The following is a 17,512-nucleotide window of genomic DNA, read 5'->3' as shown; positions in this document are numbered from 1 at the left end:
ATGCGGCGTGTTTCCCTTCCTCGCTTGATTGAAGGGTTTATTTCAAGTGCTAACCGCTCATTCGTCCAAGGCAGGCAGCACTCTTTTGGCCAATTGACAATCATCGGAATCTTGCATACCATCTAGTCATACTTTCGAATTCCACAAAGAGCGGAGCGGACTGAACATGACAAAAGACCAGGTTTATGATGTCGCAATCATCGGTGCAGGAACGATGGGCATGGCGGCCGGCGCCTTTTTGGCGAAGCAGAATGCGAAGACCTTGCTGATCGATGCCTTCGATCCGCCGCATACTAAAGGGAGCCATCACGGCGACACCCGCCTGATTCGGCATGCGTACGGCGAAGGCCGGCAATATGTGACGCTTGTGAAGCGCGCGCAGCAATTATGGGAGCAGCTCGAACAAGAAACGGGCCATAAAATTTTCGAGAACACCGGTGTGCTCGGCATCGGCCCGGAAGACTCCCCTTTTCTTCAGGAAACGATCGCTTCTGCCCGGAAGCATAACCTATCGTTAGAGATTTTGAACGGCCGGGAAATCAACGAAAGATGGCCGGGGTTTTCCGTGCCAGACCAGTACATCGGCTGCTTTGAATCGGCATCGGGGCTGATCTACAGCGAAAATGCCATTCGGGCCTATAAGGAAACCGCTTTGAAATACGGAGCAGACCTTGCTGCCAATACACCGGTTCAGCACATTGACCCCAATGATCCGCAAGGCGTGAAAATTTCGACTGGAACAACGGACTTTTATGCAAAGAAAGTGATTGTTACAGCGGGTGCCTGGGCAGCGAAATTATTGCCGGAACTTCATTTGCCCATCCAGCCGACCCGAAAAGCCGTCGGCTGGTTCGAAGCCCCTGCCGCTCTTTTTGATGCCGCACACTTTCCGTCCTTTTTCATCGAGGACAACAACCACAAGGCGTACGGCTTCCCGAACTTGGACGGCACCGGCCTGAAAATCGGGCGGTCCGACGGCGGGGACCCGATTGATCCGGACGTGCATTCACAGAACTTCGGGCAGTATGAAACCGATGAAGGCGACCTTAGGCGCGTGCTCCAAACTTTCCTGCCGGAAGCGAACGGCGAACTGCTCGAAGCGAAGACCTGCCTCTATACCGTTTCAAGCGACCATGATTTCATCGTCGACTTCCATCCTGAAAACAAGCACGTCATTTTCGCCTGCGGCTTTTCGGGCCACGGCTTTAAATTCGGAAGCGTGATGGGCGAAGTCCTGAGCCAAATGGTTTTGGAGGGACGGAGTGAATTGGACATCTCCATCTTCTCGCTTAACCGATTCGTGGAGTGACAAATTTCGGACCATCTCCAAAAGGACTTCCTGAACGCTTCTTTAATCGGCGTTTCAGGAAGTCCTTTTTAAATCCCTGTTTCGTGCATCCGGCGCTTTTCCATGCCTTCTCCGAACCGTTATAGTAAAGAAAACCTTCTTTTGGAAAGGACGGAACCGGCATGGAAATCGTGAACATGATCGGCGCTAAGACCCGGCAGGAATTGAGGGATTGGCTGGAAGAAAATTCAACGAAAGAAAAGTTTTGCTGGGTGATTCTTGGCACGAAGCAGCAGCCCGATGCCCTCCAGTACCTGGACACAGTCGAAGAGGCCCTTTGCTTCGGCTGGATCGACGGCATCAAGAAGAAGCTTACCGGCACCCAAGTGGCCCAAAGGCTTTCCCCGAGACAGAAAAAGAGCAACTGGACGGAATTGAACAAAGAAAGAGTGCGGAGGCTCGAAAAGCTGGGGTTGATGAAAGACCAGGGATTGAACGTGCTCCCTGACATGCGCCCTGAATCGTTTGCGGTTCATCCAGAGATTTTATCCCGTCTGCAAGAAGACGCGCAGGTCTATCAGAACTTCATGAATTTCCCCGAATTGTACCGGAGAATCAGAATTGACAACATCCAAGGATATAAAGAAGTTGATTCTGAAATTTACAATAAACGATTGGATAAGTTCATTAAAAACACCCGCGAGAACAAGATATACGGCCAATGGAATGACGATGGACGCTTGAGTGATTATTAAAGCATGCAGCAAGATAAAATTACCGCACACGGTGTCCAATTGATTCAACTCCTTTTACGAGCACCAAGCCTTTTTATCAATTAACGTTTTCTACATGAGAAACGTTATTGTGGTTTGAAAATTAAAATTATTCTAAAATATTTATATTAGTTCTTCTTGCTCCTTTTCGAAATAAAACGGTCCAGAAGGAAAAATGATAACGCTTACTCTCCCATAACTTCCGGAGTAATTCAAAGATTTTTTTCAACTCAAGGGTTTCCTTTGACAAATATCCGATTTCATATAACAATTAGAAGCAGGAATTAGAATGATTATAGTTAAATAATTATATTAATTGAGGTGATGGACTTTGATTAATATTTTTTTATGGAATTATTGGCTTTGATCATTCTAAAAAAACATTTAGGAGGAATTTAATATGTCTTTGATCGGAAAAGAAATCCAGCCATTCGCAGCTTCTGCTTACCACGCGGGAAGCGGTGACTTTATCGAGGTATCAGAACAAAACATGAAAGGCCAATGGAGTGTGGTTTGCTTCTACCCAGCTGACTTTACATTCGTTTGCCCGACTGAACTTGAAGACCTTCAGAAACAATACGCAACGCTTAAAAGCTTGGGCGTTGAAGTATATTCTGTATCAACGGATACTCACTTCACGCATAAAGCATGGCACGACCATTCAGACGCGATCAGCACACTCCAATACGTCATGATCGGCGACCCGTCACAACGCATTTCACGCAGCTTTGATGTCTTGGACGAAGAAGCCGGCCTTGCACAGCGCGGTACATTCATCGTTGACCCGGACGGCATCGTCCAAGCAGCGGAAATCAATGCGGACGGCATCGGCCGCGACGCAAGCACGCTAGTAGGCAAAATCAAAGCGGCTCAATATGTCCGCAACAACCCAGGCGAAGTTTGCCCGGCTAAATGGGAAGAAGGCAGCGCGACACTGAAGCCGAGCCTCGACCTTGTCGGCAAAATATAAGGAGTTCTGATCATGATATTAGATGCAGATATAAAAGCACAATTAGAGCAATACCTGCAGCTGCTTGAGGGCGACGTGCTGCTCAAAGTCAGCGCAGGTAGGGACGACGTCTCCCGCGACATGGCGGCTCTCGTAGAAGAATTGTCCGCAATGTCTGCCCGCATCAAAGTGGAACATGCACAGCTTGAAAGAACGCCGAGCTTCAGCGTCAACCGCATCGGCGAAGACACCGGCATCACGTTTGCCGGCATTCCCCTCGGCCATGAGTTCACGTCCTTGGTCCTTGCTTTGCTGCAAGTGAGCGGACGTGCGCCGAAAGCCGACGTGAAAGTCATCGAGCAGATCAAGAGCATCGAAGGCAACTACCATTTCGACTCGTACATCAGCCTAAGCTGCCAGAACTGTCCGGAAGTGGTCCAGAGCCTGAACTTGATGAGCGTGCTCAACCCGAATATCTCGCATACGATGATTGACGGCGGAGCATTCAAAGAAGAAGTCGAAAGCAAAGACATCATGGCCGTCCCGACGGTCTTCCTGAACGGCGAACCGTTCTCCAGCGGACGCATGTCCCTTGAAGAACTGCTTGCGAAACTGGGCACTGCGCCGGACGCATCCGAATTCGCGGACAAGGATCCGTACGATGTCCTTGTCGTCGGCGGAGGGCCGGCAGGTGCCAGCGCAGCCATCTATGCGGCGCGCAAAGGCATCCGCACAGGCATCGTCGCTGAACGCTTCGGCGGCCAGGTGCTTGATACGCTGAGCATCGAAAACTTCATCAGCGTCAAGCACACGGAAGGGCCGAAGTTCGCAGCAAGCCTCGAAGAGCACGTGAAAGAGTACAACATCGATGTCATGAACCTGCAGCGCGCCAAGCGCTTGGAGAAGAAGGAGTTCGTCGAGATTGAACTCGAAAACGGTGCTGTCCTCAAAGGCAAAACCGTCATCCTTTCCACCGGTGCGCGCTGGCGCAACATCGGCGTGCCGGGCGAGGCTGAATTCAAGAACAAAGGCGTCGCCTACTGCCCGCATTGCGACGGCCCATTGTTTGCCGGCAAAGATGTGGCAGTTGTCGGCGGCGGAAACTCCGGCGTCGAAGCGGCCATCGATCTCGCAAACATTGTGAACCACGTAACCGTGCTGGAATACAATGCCGAACTGAAAGCAGATTCTGTGCTGCAGGACCGCTTGAAGAGCCTGCCGAACGTAACGGTTCTGACAAACGCCCGCACACAGGAAATCACCGGCACGGACAAAGTGAACGGCATTTCTTATATCGACCTGCAAACAGGCGAAGAAAAGCATGTCGAACTGTCCGGCGTCTTCGTCCAGATCGGCCTTGTGCCGAACACCGACTGGCTCGGCGACACCGTCGAACGCAATAAATTCGGCGAAATCGTCATCGACAACCGCGGTGCAACGAACATCCCGGGCGTCTTTGCTGCAGGCGACTGCACGAACAGCCCGTACAAACAGATCATCATTTCGATGGGATCCGGCGCCACTGCTTCATTGAGTGCGTTCGACCACCTCATCCGAAGCGAAGTCCCTGTCATGGCATAAAAAATGAAAAGGACTGTGGAAAGAGATTGCCTCTCTTCCGCAGTCCTTTTTTTGTTTGTTGGAATAAAGTCCCGCTCTTTCATCTTCTTGTATTGTCGATATTCCGCAAAACAGCTGCGCTTGCCGCGGGCGAGCGCCAAGCCTCCTCAGCCGCGTTGCGGCTTGCGGGGTCTCGGCTGTCTCGCTATCCCGCAGGCGTCTCCGCTGTTTTGCTCCATATCTTAGATAGCACTTCAAAAAAAGGTGGAGATGCTTAAAGTTAATGAGCATAAACAGCGCCGGCGCGTTTAAGGGCTAGGCGAAGCTATGAGACGGGTGTCCTTCCCGGCTCATGGCGAGAGCCATGCCCAAAGCGCCTAAGCGGCCTATAAAAGCTAGCTCTCTAGCTTCAACTTACATAAAATATCGCCTGTTTACCCCTTCGCTTCATACAGCCGGCGATGGAGTTCGCGGACCTGCTCCGCTAGTTCCGGGACAGGGCCGTCTACCTCCGTATCCTTGATCACATCCGCAATGGCCAGATTCCGGACGCGCGAGGTTGGAGCGCCCAGTTCACTCAGCCACCCGGCCAATTGTTCGGAAGAACTTGCATAGACGATCCGCCCCAAGCCAGCCCACCCGTGGGCAGCAGAACACATCGGGCAATGTTCTCCGGATGTATAGACCGTCGCCTGGCTTCTTTCCTCGGGTGCCATGTTATTAGCCGCCCACCGCGCGATCGCAAACTCCGGATGCTGCGTATGGTCGCCGCCTGCCACATGGTTATGATCTTCAAAAAGCACTTCCCCCGCTCTGGAAACCAGAACCGACCCGAATGGCTCGTCCCCTTTTTCCAAAGCCGTTTCCGCCAATTCCACACAACGCTGCAAATGCTTCAAATCCGTTTCACTGATCATGTTAGCTCCTCCTTCGTGTGTTTTTCATCAAACCCTTCCGACGCTCTCCTATTCCAGCTCTTCTTCCGCAAGCAGCTTGAACCCTTCGATCATCGTGTCTTCTTCCACTTCGATCAAAATGCAGCGCTTGCCGTTGTAATTGACTTCTTTGACGTAACGTAAGTCCTGCGGGCTGATTTTGATGTCCGCGACTTTCGTGCTGATTTTGATGGATTTAGAGGCGTAGCTCGGGACGACGTGGCTTGCTTTCATTTCATAGTTGCGGTCTTCCACCACCTGCTGGAATGCCCGCTCCACTTTTTCCTCACTCACGTCTTTGACGCCGCTCGCCTTCAGCACACGCGTCACTTCCACCGTATCCAATACCGGCGCTTCTGCGTCTTCATTCTCGGCTTCTTTCTCTACTTCGAGCATGATGTTGATTTCATCGTAGAGGCCAGCAAGCGTCCGCGAATTCACTTCTTCGCCGATTACCGCTTTGACGATTTCCTCGAACACCGCCTTGTCTTCTTCGGCTGTCATGATTTCATTGCCGTTCAAGACGTTCTCGATAAATCCGAAATCGGGTTTATTCGCCTTTCCTGATGCATAGACGATGTGATGGATGTCTGCGGCGTTGTCCGTAAAGCTCGGAAACAGGAAGCCGCCGATTGGCGATGCCAGTTTGATGACCGGATCCATCAGCACATTCGACTTGAACTCCTTTTCGACAAAATCAAACACCAGCGAACTTTTCGGCAGCTCGGTCTGGTTCATGCTGCAGAGGATGAACGGCGTCGTGTACACCTCATCGCGCATGTCGATTTCCGTTTCATCCGCCTGGCGCTTTGTCGTTTTGAAATAAGTGCCGCGGATGAACGTGATCACCATGTCCTTCTCGTACGGCTTCTCTTCCACCGTCTTCAAGGCGATGCGCTGCATATTCGTTTTCCACTCTGCAGCGTCCTCTGCCTCCAGGCCTTCGTACAAGAGCCGCTGCGTATGGTCCGCCTGCCCTTCTTCCTGCGGCTGGAACTTCACCTCAAACAGCTTCACGTCCATCTTGCCGCCCAGCACCTTCTTGAAATTAGCGAGGAACAGCTCCTGCTGCTCCCGGTCCAACATCGAAAACGGACGGCTCTCCTCATGGAAGATCTCAGTGCTTTCCTGCTGTATGTAGACGTTGTAAATCTCGGCGATCTTCAGTAGATCGGTATCGAGCTTAAAGCGCTTGCGAATATCTGCTATATCTTTGTTGTTCATGTCCAATTCCAACTCCCTGGCTAATAAAATCCGTGCAAGGCACAAAAAAAGAAGCATCCAAAGCCGGCGTGCAGCTTTTGGTGCTCTTTTATTATAACAATAATTGAGTTAGAGAAAAAAACACAGTTAATCATTAATAAATAAACATGATAATATTTATGAATAAGTAATAATGACTATTTTCTCATAAATTTCAATATAATTTTCCTGAAATTTGTTGTATCATAGATTGAAAGGGGTGGTTCAAATTAAAGAGATTATTTATAGAGCTGAATCAGTTTTTGGCATTTCTAGAGATTTACCATTGAATTACGTAATTCGAAATGATATTGATATACTATTTAACGATAGTTTAAAAAGAAATAAACATGTTGTAATTTTTGGAAGTTCAAAACAAGGTAAAACGTCACTCAGGAAAAAATATTTATCCGAAGACGATACAATTGTAATACATTGTTCCAACAAATGGTCTTTAGAAGATATTCATATAAACATCTTAAAGCGAGCTGGTTTTGAAATTACTCAATCCACTAAAAAAACCTCTTCTGGCAAATATAAAATTGTCGCTTCAATAAAATCAATGTTAATACCAGGATTTACGCCTTCAGTTGGTTCAGAAATCGAGAAGTCAAAACAAACTGAAATTACATTAAATCCACTGGAATTAGATCCTGAAGATGTTAACGATATTATAAGTGCTTTGAAATCATTAAATTTTAAAAAATATATTCTTTTAGAGGATTTTCACTATCTCAATACTGATGCTCAAAGAGATTTTTCCATTGCTTTAAAGGCATTTCATGAAAACTCAAATTTTACTTTTATAGTAATTGGAGTATGGTTGGATGAAAATAGACTGTCTATTTATAACGGTGACTTAACCGGCAGAGTAATTTCGATAAACGCTGACAAATGGACAGAAAATGAATTGGAGAAAGCAATAACTAATGGTGAAGAATTGCTTAATATTACCTTTGATGCCAACTTTAAAAATTATCTTCTGAAAAATTGTTTTGATAGTATTTATATTGTTCAAGAAGCCTGTTATAGTGCTTGTTTAGAAAATAATATTTACGAAACGCAGGACTCCAATATTACCATTGGAACAAACATCGATATGGATAAATTAATTAAAAAAATAGTTAATCAACAATCTGGAAGATATAATAGTTTTTTAACAAAATTTTCAGATGGATTTCAAGCAACATCATTAGAAATGCATAAATGGATATTATATCCTTTGATAACCGCAACTCCAGAAATTTTAGGAAAAGGCATTAGATATTCTGAAATTAGAAAGTCTATCCAATCAAAACATCCTAGCGGAATTGACTTAAATCCAGGTAACTTAACTCAAGCTTTGCAATCTGTAGCTTCTCTACAAGTGACCAAAAAAATTCAACCTATCATAATTGATTATGATGAAACCAATTTACGATTGAGTGTAGTAGATAAGAGTTTTATAATGTGGCTTCAATTCCAAGACTTAAATGAAATTCTTGAACTTGCAAATTTGCCGACCAATTGATAAACCCCCTGTAATCTTATGATTACAGGGGATTACTTATGATAAGATTCTTCAAGATATATTCATAAAACACTATTTCCCTTCAGAAAGATTTTTCGATAGATTTATCGAATAGTTATCATGATAATTCTCCTTAAATTTATATAAAAATTCACTTACTTATGGTACGGCTCACCCTTCATAATCCGGAAAGCCCGGTAAACCTGCTCCACCAAGATCAGTTTCATCAACTGGTGGGGAAACGTCATCTTCGAGAATGACAGTTTTTCATCCGCCCGCTTCAAGACCTCGTCGTGGAGGCCTAATGATCCCCCGATTACAAAAACAATTTTGCTGCGGCCGTAGGTCATGAGGGATTCGATGTCTTTTGCCAGCCCTTCGGATGTTTTCATCTTGCCGTCGATCGCCAAGGCGATGACGTAGGCGTCGGGAGAAATCTTGGCCATGATCCGCTCCGCTTCTTTCTTTTTGACGATTTCCATGTCCGCTTCGCTCAATTGCTCCGGCGCTTTTTCATCCGCAACTTCCACTTCCGTGATTTTCGCATAGCTTCCAAGCCGTTTTGTGTATTCTTCGATACCCGCCTTCAGGTATTTCTCTTTCAGTTTACCGACACTGATAATTGAGATATTCACACCTTATCCCCCTTTACGCTAAATTTACAAACAAGTTACCCACAAATGTTATACACATATCCACAGAAGTTTCTACATCTTGTGTCCGCTCAGGTGTTCGCCACAAGATACAAAGCAGCCTCTTCGCAGTACTCGCATTTTGTGGATAACTTTTCTTGCTCTGACAATTCTGTAAGAATCGGATAAGTTTTTGCCTCTGCCACAAACATGTCTAACGCATGCTCCACGTGGGTTTTGCAGCAATAAATTTTCATAATACTCATTCCTTTCGATTTCCGAATATTCCACACAGTTATACACATTTCGTTCACGTTTATCCACACTCTATTTTAACAGAAGAATATCTTCCCGAATAGCCAAGCTTCAGAAGACCTGTGGATAGTCTGTTCCTTCTTGCATCGAAATAAGTTATCCACATAATAGTTTTTTGCTTTCACGAACATTGCTTATTATTTTTGGACAGATTGTTTACAAAAATTACAGGAGCGTTACATAAAAATAGACCGGAATACAGGGAAGCTGTATTCCGGTCTATCGGACTTTATTAAATTTCAGGCGGCTGGGCTCCCATTGCTGCCCATTCTTCTTTTGCCGGGCCGTAGACGCCGGGAACTTTCAATCCTGCCTGGCGCATCAGGACCGTCATCTGGCCCCGGTGATGGACCTGGTGAGTAATCAGCACCTGCAGGAGCGTCGCCACGCTCCACATCTCGCCGTACATATTATGCTCTTCTTCCAAGGTTTCATCGGTCCAGTTTTCTTTCATTGCCGTGATCATCGATTGATTGGAAAACCGGTAGGCTTCTGCAATTTCTTCGGCGGTATCCGGAACAGGGTTGCCGAATTTAGCTGCTGAAAACTGCAGCCCGGTATGTCCGACCATTTCATCCAGCGTGGTTACCAGATGCCATGCCAGCCGACCAAGCGTCCGGTGTTCATCTGTGACCTGCTGGCTGAGTGATTCGTCTGTTAGCGCATCCAGAATCTTCTGGGTGGCTTCTTCTTCGCGCTTCCAATCCTTGAAAAAATCATTCAGTTTTCTGTACACGCTCGATCCCTCCATTTTCTTTCTCCTTTGGTCTATTCGCCGCATAAGAACGTTTTCCTGCCTCAGGACCGCTTTTGCAGAAGGGCATCGGTTTTATTCCCTTTAAACGAATAAAACCGGAAGCGATGTGCCTCCGGTTTTGGATCCATCCTATAGTGCCGAGTTGTCCACAAGCTCGAGTTCGAAATCCAAAGGTTCTCCGTCGCGGTACGCTTTAACCGCCATCGTGTCACCGATTTTCTTTTCGTTGTATAAATGCTTGCGAAGGTCGATGATGTCGCCGATCGGCTTGCCGTCCATTTCGACGATGACATCGAATTGCTCCATGCCCGCTTTTTCGGCTGCTGAGCCTTCGACGACCGAGTTGACGACAACGCCTTCTTTAATGTCGGCCGGCAGGTTCAGCGACTCTTCGCGCTGCGCCTGCGGGACTTGGGCAAGATCGAGCAAAGCGACACCCATTGCCGGACGGATCATTTCCCCGTTTTCCTCAATCGATTGGATGACCGGCATAGCCGAATTGATCGGGATGGCGAATCCGATTCCTTCCACGTTGGAAGTGGCGATCTTCATCGAGTTGATGCCGATCAGCTGGCCCGCCAGGTTCACCAATGCACCGCCGCTATTGCCGGGGTTGATGGCGGCGTCCGTCTGGAGGACTTCCGCCTGCCAGTCTTCCGTGCCGTTGCCGTCCAAATCAACCGGTACAGCACGGTCCTTGCCGGAGACGACGCCGGTCGTTACCGAACCTGAGAAATCAAGGCCGAGCGGATTGCCGATTGCAATCACCGTCTCCCCGCGTTTCAATGCATCCGAATCGCCGAATTCCGCTACATCCTGGACCGACGCGGCATCCATCTCTACAACGGCCAAATCCGTCCAGATATCCGAACCGACCAGCTCAGCCGGCACTTTCGTCCCGTCCGACAGCGTCACTTCAATATTGGTCGCGCCATCGATTACGTGGTGATTCGTCACCACGAATGCCCGCCCGTTCTCACTTTTGTAAATGACGCCGGAACCGGTGCCTGCTTCCTGCTGCTGCGGCTGGGACCAAAAATCAGACGTCTCCTGCAAATTCGATACGCCGACAACGGCATCCGCTGCTTCATCGACCGCTGCCGTGACATCCGTCGTCACATCGACCGACACCGATTCCTGCTGCTGGCCTTCTCTATTTCCTTCCGTCGTTTGGAGGCCCGTCTCTGCCCGATTATTGGCACCCGGCAGCAATTGCGGCACCGTCTGAAACAGCAGCCACACCAGCAAGGCGCCGACTAACACGCCGGCGAGGCCTGCCAGGAAAGAGTTACCCCGTCTCGGCCGCTGCCGCCCTTCCGGCGGTTGATTGTAATATCCCAATTCGCTCATCCTCTCTTCCTCTTTATTTCTCTATAGCCTAAGTGTAAAAAGCTCAAACGGGATTGGCAAGCAGGAGACCCTTTCCTCCTTACCTAAAAAATCGATTTGTGTCAGATCCCAAACCTCCCTAAGCACCGAAGCAGTGCCTCAGCTTCTTTCCTCCATATCTATGAGGACGAAGTTGACTATCATCTCCTAAACAACTCTCCAGCGAAGCCATGCCCAAAGCGCCGAAGCAGCATCTTAACTTCTACCCTCCCTATCAACGAGGACGAAGGTGACTAGCATCTCCTAAACACCTCTCCAACGCCGGCGCGCCCACGGGCTAGGCGAAGCTGTGAGACGGGTGCTTTTCCCGGCTCATTGCGGGAGCCATGCCTAAAGCGCCGAAGCGGTCTATAAAATAATGACGCTTAAAGACAATTTCTACAGGTAGTATTTTCATTCTTATATAAACTCTTTCGTCTCTTACATGAACTTTTTCATCCTCTACATGAACTCTTTACGTTTCTACATGAAGTCTTCATTAACAGCCCTTACACCCAACTCACCTGACTTCCAGTCCGACTCCGATAAGTAGGTTGCGCCGTTCCATGATCATTCAGCCCGATCCTTTCATTTCCCCAAAGAAAAAAGCCGGAAGCATAAGCTTCCGGCCTTCATTCTTCTTTATACCAAGACAAGCGGCGTCGGCACGTTGGCGTCCGTGTCGAGCAGGTCGACGTACTCGCCGACAATGATGCCTTTGGACTGCAGCGTCTGCTCGACGCTCATGCGTGCCAATGCCTTCATGTTGTTGTCTTTGCTCAAATGCGACAAATAGATGCGGGTCGGCTTCTCCGCCATCACTTCGCTCATGGCGACCGCCGCATCTTCGTTGGAAACATGCCCCACGTCGCTCAGGATGCGCCGTTTGACCGACCAAGGGTATCTGCCCATCTGCAGCATGCCGACGTCGTGGTTGCTCTCGAAGACGTACGCATCCGAAGCCCCGATGACCCCTTTCATGCGGTCGCTGACATATCCCGTATCGGTGATGAGCGAAAGCTTGCGGCCGTTCTCGTGGAACACATAGAACATCGGGTCCGCCGCGTCATGCGAGACCGCGAACGACTCGATGTCGACCGAGCCGAACGTTTTCACGGTGCCCATGTCGAAATGAAAGCGCTGCTCGACCGGGATCGCTCCGACCAGGCCGTCCATCGCGTCCCACGTCTTCGCATTGGCATAGACCGGCACTTTGTGTTTCCGGGCGACAATGCCGAGCCCTTTGATGTGGTCGCTGTGCTCGTGCGTCACCAGGATGCCGTCGAGGTCTGCCATGTTCTTGCCGATGCCGGCGAACAGCTCCTCCATTTTCCGGCCGCTCAGGCCCGCATCCACCAGAAATGAATGCTGCCCGCTTTCTATATAAATCGCATTGCCGCTTGAGCCGCTTGCCAATACGCTAAAACGCATGTGAAAAACTCCTTATGGTGTAACTTCTGACTCTGTTTTGCCTTTCAGCTCGATGACGTCGCCTTTGACCGCATTCACGAAAAATTCCTTTTCCGTGCCGTCTTCGAGTGTTGCCTGGATGCGCCAGGTCGGCACAAACATCTGGGTCCCTTCAGATACCGTGACATATTCGGTGTAGCCGATTTCCGCAGAATCGATATGCGTGCCGGTCGGCAGCATCCGCTTCTGGTACAGCGTATGCACGGCCTGGATAGCCGGGACCAGCTTTTTCTGCTGCTCGCTGAGCTCGATCTCACCGAAAATCGTCTGTTCGTAATTGGTGACTTCGGACTCTTCGTTCCAATAGAGCGTCAGCTTCCCGCGCTCGCTGTAGTACAGCGGCTTGCCGTTGATGTTCTGGAAGAACACCGCTTGCCGCTCCTTCTCGTCAATTTTCCAGATACTGTAGTTCTTGCCCTGGTAGACGGTCTTCGCGACAAATTCCTCCAGCGTCTCGGTGCTCACTTTGCCGTCGAGCGGCAGCGGTTCGGTGAATTTCACCGACAAAAAACTCTCTTCCTGGATGTTCTCTTTCAAGTCTACACCCGGAACGTCTGCTGCGACAAATGATTTAATCTTTCCGGTCACGTACGGCTGATCTTCCACATTTTTCGGCAGCTCGTCGTACGTGATATCATCTGCGCTCAGTTTTTCTTCGTTTGTGGGATCCACCAGAAAATCGTATTCCTGCGACTCGTTGTACCGGTCCAGATACAGCGAATAAAGGAAGACATTCAGGATGGAAAAAACAATGATGAAAATGGATTTGGTTTTATTCCAATCCAAATTGATCGCCCCCTAACTCTTCTGCTGAAAGCGGCGTCCATTTTCCATTGGCTTTATAGAACCAGGTCGGCTCCAGGATCACGAGCCTGTCCGGATCTTTTTCATCGCGTGTCATCTGGTAGCCGAGCATCACGTCCGTCACGGACTCCGGTTTGAGTCCTTTCATATGCGTGAGGGCGTGGAGCGCCGAACTGCCGGAAGCCAATTCCACCGGCTGCGGCTCCCCGAGGGACTCCAGTACATAATACGGACGGTAATAGCGGAAAATTTGTTCCGTTTCACCATCGATGCCCCACGTCAACTCAAGGCTGTCGGCCAGCGCTGCGCTGAACACCGGCAGATTGTTCAAGTAAAGGCGGTAGTTGATCTGCTGGTTCAGCGGTTCCATGCTGAAATACCGGTAATCGTTCGTCCATCCGCTATGGCTGTTGATCCAATCGGCCGTATCGAAAATCAGCTCGGACGGGATTGCCGGATCCGATGTCTGGGCTTGCGGTTGCACGTAGCGGATGCTTTTCTTGCTGTCGTCGAACTTCATCAGCGCTTCCGATGCATCGCTGTACTCCTCGTTCGTCAGCTCTCCGGAAGATTCCACCTGCCCCGGATTTTCAAAGAGCCCGTCGACGAATTTCTTGTCTGGAATGTCTTCCAGCAAGTAGCGGTACGTATCCACTGTCAATTTATTCTCCGGCAAGTAGATCGGCATGGTGCCAAGCCCTTCCTCTGTGACGTATGTGTCGAAATCCGCCAGCGCGGGTTCGACGATTCTCGGGATGAACTGATTCAGTTCTGCAGAAACCACATTGCCTTTATGGATACGGCCTGACCGGGAGTTGATGAAATACAGCGTCATCTCCGGCTGATTGCTTTCTCCCCAAACGAGGACAATGCGGTCGAACGATGCTTCGAGCAGGCTTTCATCTGTAATCTGCAGGATCGAACCCAGTACAGGGAACGGCAGCGGCGCCGGATAATAGACGACCGCGCGGTTCGGGTCATGCATATAAGACTTCAGAAGCGCCGGAGAGGCATCTTCTTCGACTTCCATGATTTCGTTGATCTGCCAATTCTTCATCGTATTCAGCAAAAGATCCACTTGCTTTTGGTTGATCGTGCCTTTTGTTTCATCTTCGCCGTGGTAGAGCACTTTATGGGGCTTGACCACCCGTTCGACCGACTTGCTTTCACCCAGGGCCACTTCGACAGCCGGCGTGGCTTCGATTTCATCGTAGTCCGGCGTGAATGTCCAGACGCTGAATGTCAGTGCCAGGCTGAGGAAAATCAAGAGGAACAGGACGATCGTTTTGATGTGTTCAATATACTTCATTCCCATTCACCTCCGTCATCCAATTCGAATGGCAGCGTGAAGAAGATGGTGGTGCCGCGGCCGTATTCGCTCTCGGCCCAGATGGCGCCGCCATGGGCGTTGATCATTTCTTTTGAAATCGCAAGGCCCAGTCCGGTGCCGCCCATTTCACGGGAACGCGCCCGGTCGACCCGGTAGAAGCGGTCAAAAATGCGCTCGACGTTTTCTTTCGGTATCCCCATGCCCTGGTCTTTGATGCGGATTAAGAGGAAACCGTCTTCGACCGTCACGGTAAAGCGGACTTTTCCGCCTTCTGGCGAATACTTCAAGGCATTGGAGATGATGTTGTCGATGACTTGGGTCAGCTTGTCCGGATCGACTTCCACAAAATAAGGTTCGTCCGGCAGCTGGCGTTCAAAACGCACATTCTGCGATTTCGACATTTCAAAGCGGTCGATGATGCGGTTGAAAAAGACATTGAACTCGACCATTTCTTTGTTGATTTCCGTTTCGCTGGCGTCCATTTTGGACAGCTTCAGCAAATCGTTGACCAATCGGATCATGCGCTCGGTCTCCGTCTGGGTCACGTTCAGGAAATTCGGCGCCAAGTTCGGGTCTTCCCACGCACCGTCTGCGAGCGCTTCTAAATAACTGCGCATCGTCGTCAGCGGCGTCCGCAGTTCATGCGATACGTTCGCGACGAATTCACGGCGTTCGGCATCGATCTTCTCCTGCTCCGTGTTGTCGTGCAGGACGGCGATGACGCCGTTGACAAAGCCGGTCTCTTTTTGGATGACCGAGAAGCTGGTGCGCAGGAGCGCACTTTCGTCGTAGCTGCTGAAATCGAGCGTGACGGCTTCTTTCAAATGGATCAGATCTTCAAAGGTATATTCATTTTCGAGCTTTAGGACAGATGTAATCGGCCGGTTGATGACCGTTTCACGTGAAACATTCAACAGCCGGAGCGCCGGGTCGTTGATCAGGATCACCCGCCCCCGGCGGTCGGTCGAAAGCACACCGTCCGTCATGTTCGACAGGACCGATGCAAGTTTGCGGCGTTCGCTTTCCGTGGATTGCTGAGATTCCTGCAGGCGGTTCGTCAAATTATTGAACGACTTGGCCAGCTGGCCGATTTCATCGTCCCCGTAGACGCGCACCTTGCGCGAGAAATTCCCTTTGGCCATGGCCTGTGCTTGGCGGCGCATATCGGAGATCGGCTTGGAGATGGTCTGGGCGACCAAAACGCCGAGGATTGCCGTGATGGCCAATGCGATGGCGGTTCCGCCTGCCAGGATGGAGTTGATATCGTCCATCTGGTTATAGACGCTTTCGATATCCGCTTCCATATAAAGCGTGCCGAGCACTTCCCCGCCTTCAGCCATGATCGGCTGCGTGCGGACCCATACCCGGTTTTTCTGGGCATTGACTTTTGTCCGGTCCAGCGGCGTTTCGCTCGTCACGGACTGCGTCACCAATTCTTCCGTCGAACGCTGGCCGACGAGCGACTGGTTATCGACAGCGGAAGAAGCAAGGATCCGGTAGCGTGAATCGATAACCCGGATCTCGTCGATATCTTCCGATTGGAAGCCGTAAAGGACCGAGCGCAGGCTTTGCTCCAGCGTCAAGTCGTCTTCGGTGCGTTCTTTGATCATTTCTTCCCTGACGCTAAACTCCACGATATTCATACGGTCTTCAATCGAACCGGTGAAGTTCTCGATGAGTGTATCTTCAAGCTGCTGTGCGAAATACAGCCCGATGATCTGCATCGCCAGCAAGATCAGAAGGATGTAAATGACCACGAACTTTACGTGGATCGATTTAAAAAAACCTACTTTGTGCATTCAACCTACTCCTGTTCAGGGTTCCGCAAGTAATAGCCTACTCCTCTGCGGGTCACAATCCAGGCCGGGTGGCTCGGGTTGTCTTCAATTTTTTCACGAAGGCGGCGGATGGTCACGTCCACAGTGCGGACGTCCCCAAAATAGTCATAGCCCCAGACGGTCTGCAATAAATGCTCGCGGGTCATGACCTGCCCGATATGTTTCCCAAGGTAATGGAGAAGCTCGAACTCACGGTGCGTCAGCTCGATCGTTTCATCCCGCTTCTGGACCAGGTATGCGTCCGGCTGGATGGTCAAGGCGCCGACTTCGATATCGTTCGAATTCGGGCCATCTTCTTCAAGCGGCACGACATTCTGGCGGCGTAAGTTCGCTTTGACGCGTGCAATCAATTCGCGCGTTGAAAACGGCTTTGTTACATAGTCATCAGCACCCAGCTCAAGGCCGAGCACTTTATCGATTTCCGAGTCTTTCGCCGTCAGCATGATGATCGGGAAATCGAATTTCTTGCGGATTTCGCGGCATACTTCCATGCCGTCGCGGTTCGGCAGCATGATGTCCAAAAGCATCAGGTCCGGCTGGATTTCTTCAGCGATCTTCACTGCTTCGTCGCCGTCATAAGCACAGACCACGTTGAATCCTTCTTTCTTCAAATTGAATTGCAGAATGTCTGCAATCGGCTTCTCATCATCTACAACCAAAATCGTTTTATTCATCATTTTCTCCCCTTCATATCCCAGCATTTTTTCGGTGGAATTGTTCCAATGCACATTCTTTTCTACC

The 17,512-nt window shown here is 49.7% G+C and carries 16 protein-coding genes; 5 read left to right on the top strand and 11 right to left on the bottom strand.

What is annotated here, in order from left to right; all coding sequences use genetic code 11:
• The first annotated feature begins 166 nt into the window (after positions 1 to 166).
• The 4 genes from solA (at position 167) to ahpF (ending at position 4,591) form a co-directional block, all read left to right on the top strand.
• Complete coding sequence (gene solA / locus ACTL32_RS03535) at positions 167 to 1,309, top strand: N-methyl-L-tryptophan oxidase (protein WP_441340160.1); 1,143 nt, start codon at positions 167 to 169, stop codon at positions 1,307 to 1,309.
• A gap of 161 nt (positions 1,310 to 1,470) precedes the next feature.
• Positions 1,471 to 2,043, top strand: a complete 573-nt coding sequence (locus ACTL32_RS03530; protein WP_441340159.1) for a YdeI/OmpD-associated family protein — start codon at positions 1,471 to 1,473, stop codon at positions 2,041 to 2,043.
• Between the two features lie 418 nt (positions 2,044 to 2,461).
• The gene (gene ahpC / locus ACTL32_RS03525; protein WP_204893179.1) at positions 2,462 to 3,031 is read left to right on the top strand and encodes an alkyl hydroperoxide reductase subunit C; all 570 of its coding nucleotides are present in this window, start codon (positions 2,462 to 2,464) and stop codon (positions 3,029 to 3,031) included.
• Positions 3,032 to 3,043: 12 nt separating this feature from the next.
• Positions 3,044 to 4,591, top strand: coding sequence for an alkyl hydroperoxide reductase subunit F (gene ahpF / locus ACTL32_RS03520; protein WP_441340158.1), 1,548 nt, complete (start codon positions 3,044 to 3,046; stop codon positions 4,589 to 4,591).
• 413 nt (positions 4,592 to 5,004) lie between these two features.
• On the opposite strand, the gene ACTL32_RS03515 is transcribed toward ahpF, so the two are convergent.
• Positions 5,005 to 5,487: a nucleoside deaminase gene (locus tag ACTL32_RS03515; RefSeq protein ID WP_441340157.1), complete on the bottom strand. Its 483-nt coding sequence runs from the start codon at positions 5,485 to 5,487 to the stop codon at positions 5,005 to 5,007.
• Between the two features lie 48 nt (positions 5,488 to 5,535).
• Positions 5,536 to 6,729 (bottom strand): DUF4317 domain-containing protein, encoded by a 1,194-nt coding sequence (locus tag ACTL32_RS03510; protein WP_441340156.1) that lies wholly within the window; start codon positions 6,727 to 6,729, stop codon positions 5,536 to 5,538.
• Positions 6,730 to 6,967: 238 nt separating this feature from the next.
• On the opposite strand from ACTL32_RS03510, the gene ACTL32_RS03505 reads away from it, so the two are divergent.
• Positions 6,968 to 8,257, top strand: a complete 1,290-nt coding sequence (locus ACTL32_RS03505) for a hypothetical protein (RefSeq protein WP_441340155.1) — start codon at positions 6,968 to 6,970, stop codon at positions 8,255 to 8,257.
• Positions 8,258 to 8,412: 155 nt separating this feature from the next.
• Here the strand turns inward: ACTL32_RS03505 and rlmH are convergent, their stop codons facing one another.
• From rlmH to yycF, 9 genes are all read right to left on the bottom strand, one after another.
• Positions 8,413 to 8,892 carry a 23S rRNA (pseudouridine(1915)-N(3))-methyltransferase RlmH gene (gene rlmH / locus ACTL32_RS03500; RefSeq protein ID WP_204893168.1) on the bottom strand — a complete coding sequence of 160 codons (480 nt, stop codon included), beginning with the start codon at positions 8,890 to 8,892 and terminating at the stop codon, positions 8,413 to 8,415.
• Between the two features lie 89 nt (positions 8,893 to 8,981).
• Positions 8,982 to 9,146 (bottom strand): CxxH/CxxC protein, encoded by a 165-nt coding sequence (locus ACTL32_RS03495; protein ID WP_204893167.1) that lies wholly within the window; start codon positions 9,144 to 9,146, stop codon positions 8,982 to 8,984.
• A 290-nt stretch (positions 9,147 to 9,436) separates the two neighbouring features.
• Complete coding sequence (locus ACTL32_RS03490; protein WP_204893166.1) at positions 9,437 to 9,940, bottom strand: DinB family protein; 504 nt, start codon at positions 9,938 to 9,940, stop codon at positions 9,437 to 9,439.
• A 150-nt stretch (positions 9,941 to 10,090) separates the two neighbouring features.
• Positions 10,091 to 11,302, bottom strand: a complete 1,212-nt coding sequence (locus tag ACTL32_RS03485; RefSeq protein ID WP_441340673.1) for a S1C family serine protease — start codon at positions 11,300 to 11,302, stop codon at positions 10,091 to 10,093.
• 669 nt (positions 11,303 to 11,971) lie between these two features.
• On the bottom strand, positions 11,972 to 12,760 hold the full coding sequence (locus ACTL32_RS03480; protein ID WP_204893164.1) for an MBL fold metallo-hydrolase: 789 nt from the start codon (positions 12,758 to 12,760) through the stop codon (positions 11,972 to 11,974).
• Between the two features lie 12 nt (positions 12,761 to 12,772).
• The gene (locus tag ACTL32_RS03475) at positions 12,773 to 13,585 is read right to left on the bottom strand and encodes a two-component system regulatory protein YycI (RefSeq protein ID WP_441340154.1); all 813 of its coding nucleotides are present in this window, start codon (positions 13,583 to 13,585) and stop codon (positions 12,773 to 12,775) included.
• Positions 13,572 to 14,912 carry a YycH family regulatory protein gene (locus ACTL32_RS03470; protein ID WP_441340153.1) on the bottom strand — a complete coding sequence of 447 codons (1,341 nt, stop codon included), beginning with the start codon at positions 14,910 to 14,912 and terminating at the stop codon, positions 13,572 to 13,574. Before ACTL32_RS03470 ends, ACTL32_RS03475 begins: the two co-directional genes overlap by 14 nt.
• Positions 14,909 to 16,732 (bottom strand): cell wall metabolism sensor histidine kinase WalK, encoded by a 1,824-nt coding sequence (gene walK, locus ACTL32_RS03465; protein WP_204893161.1) that lies wholly within the window; start codon positions 16,730 to 16,732, stop codon positions 14,909 to 14,911. The genes ACTL32_RS03470 and walK overlap by 4 nt, the downstream gene beginning before the upstream one ends.
• A gap of 5 nt (positions 16,733 to 16,737) precedes the next feature.
• On the bottom strand, positions 16,738 to 17,445 hold the full coding sequence (gene yycF, locus ACTL32_RS03460; protein ID WP_441340152.1) for a response regulator YycF: 708 nt from the start codon (positions 17,443 to 17,445) through the stop codon (positions 16,738 to 16,740).
• Positions 17,446 to 17,512 lie beyond the last annotated feature (67 nt).

This window comes from Planococcus sp. FY231025, assembly GCF_052078085.1.
Lineage (GTDB): Bacteria > Bacillota > Bacilli > Bacillales_A > Planococcaceae > Planococcus.
This window is presented reverse-complemented; position numbering and strand designations above follow the sequence as displayed.

Bases quoted from the DNA above. Each gene is read 5' to 3' on its own strand.
- ACTL32_RS03470 (WP_441340153.1), bottom strand. From the start codon at position 14,912: ATGAAGTATATTGAACACATCAAAACGATCGTCCTGTTCCTCTTGATT.
- ACTL32_RS03495 (WP_204893167.1), bottom strand. From the start codon at position 9,146: ATGAAAATTTATTGCTGCAAAACCCACGTGGAGCATGCGTTAGACATG.
- ahpC (WP_204893179.1), top strand. From the start codon at position 2,462: ATGTCTTTGATCGGAAAAGAAATCCAGCCATTCGCAGCTTCTGCTTAC.
- solA (WP_441340160.1), top strand. From the start codon at position 167: ATGACAAAAGACCAGGTTTATGATGTCGCAATCATCGGTGCAGGAACG.
- walK (WP_204893161.1), bottom strand. From the start codon at position 16,732: ATGCACAAAGTAGGTTTTTTTAAATCGATCCACGTAAAGTTCGTGGTC.
- ACTL32_RS03530 (WP_441340159.1), top strand. From the start codon at position 1,471: ATGGAAATCGTGAACATGATCGGCGCTAAGACCCGGCAGGAATTGAGG.
- ACTL32_RS03510 (WP_441340156.1), bottom strand. From the start codon at position 6,729: ATGAACAACAAAGATATAGCAGATATTCGCAAGCGCTTTAAGCTCGAT.
- yycF (WP_441340152.1), bottom strand. From the start codon at position 17,445: ATGAATAAAACGATTTTGGTTGTAGATGATGAGAAGCCGATTGCAGAC.
- ACTL32_RS03515 (WP_441340157.1), bottom strand. From the start codon at position 5,487: ATGATCAGTGAAACGGATTTGAAGCATTTGCAGCGTTGTGTGGAATTG.
- ACTL32_RS03480 (WP_204893164.1), bottom strand. From the start codon at position 12,760: ATGCGTTTTAGCGTATTGGCAAGCGGCTCAAGCGGCAATGCGATTTAT.
- ahpF (WP_441340158.1), top strand. From the start codon at position 3,044: ATGATATTAGATGCAGATATAAAAGCACAATTAGAGCAATACCTGCAG.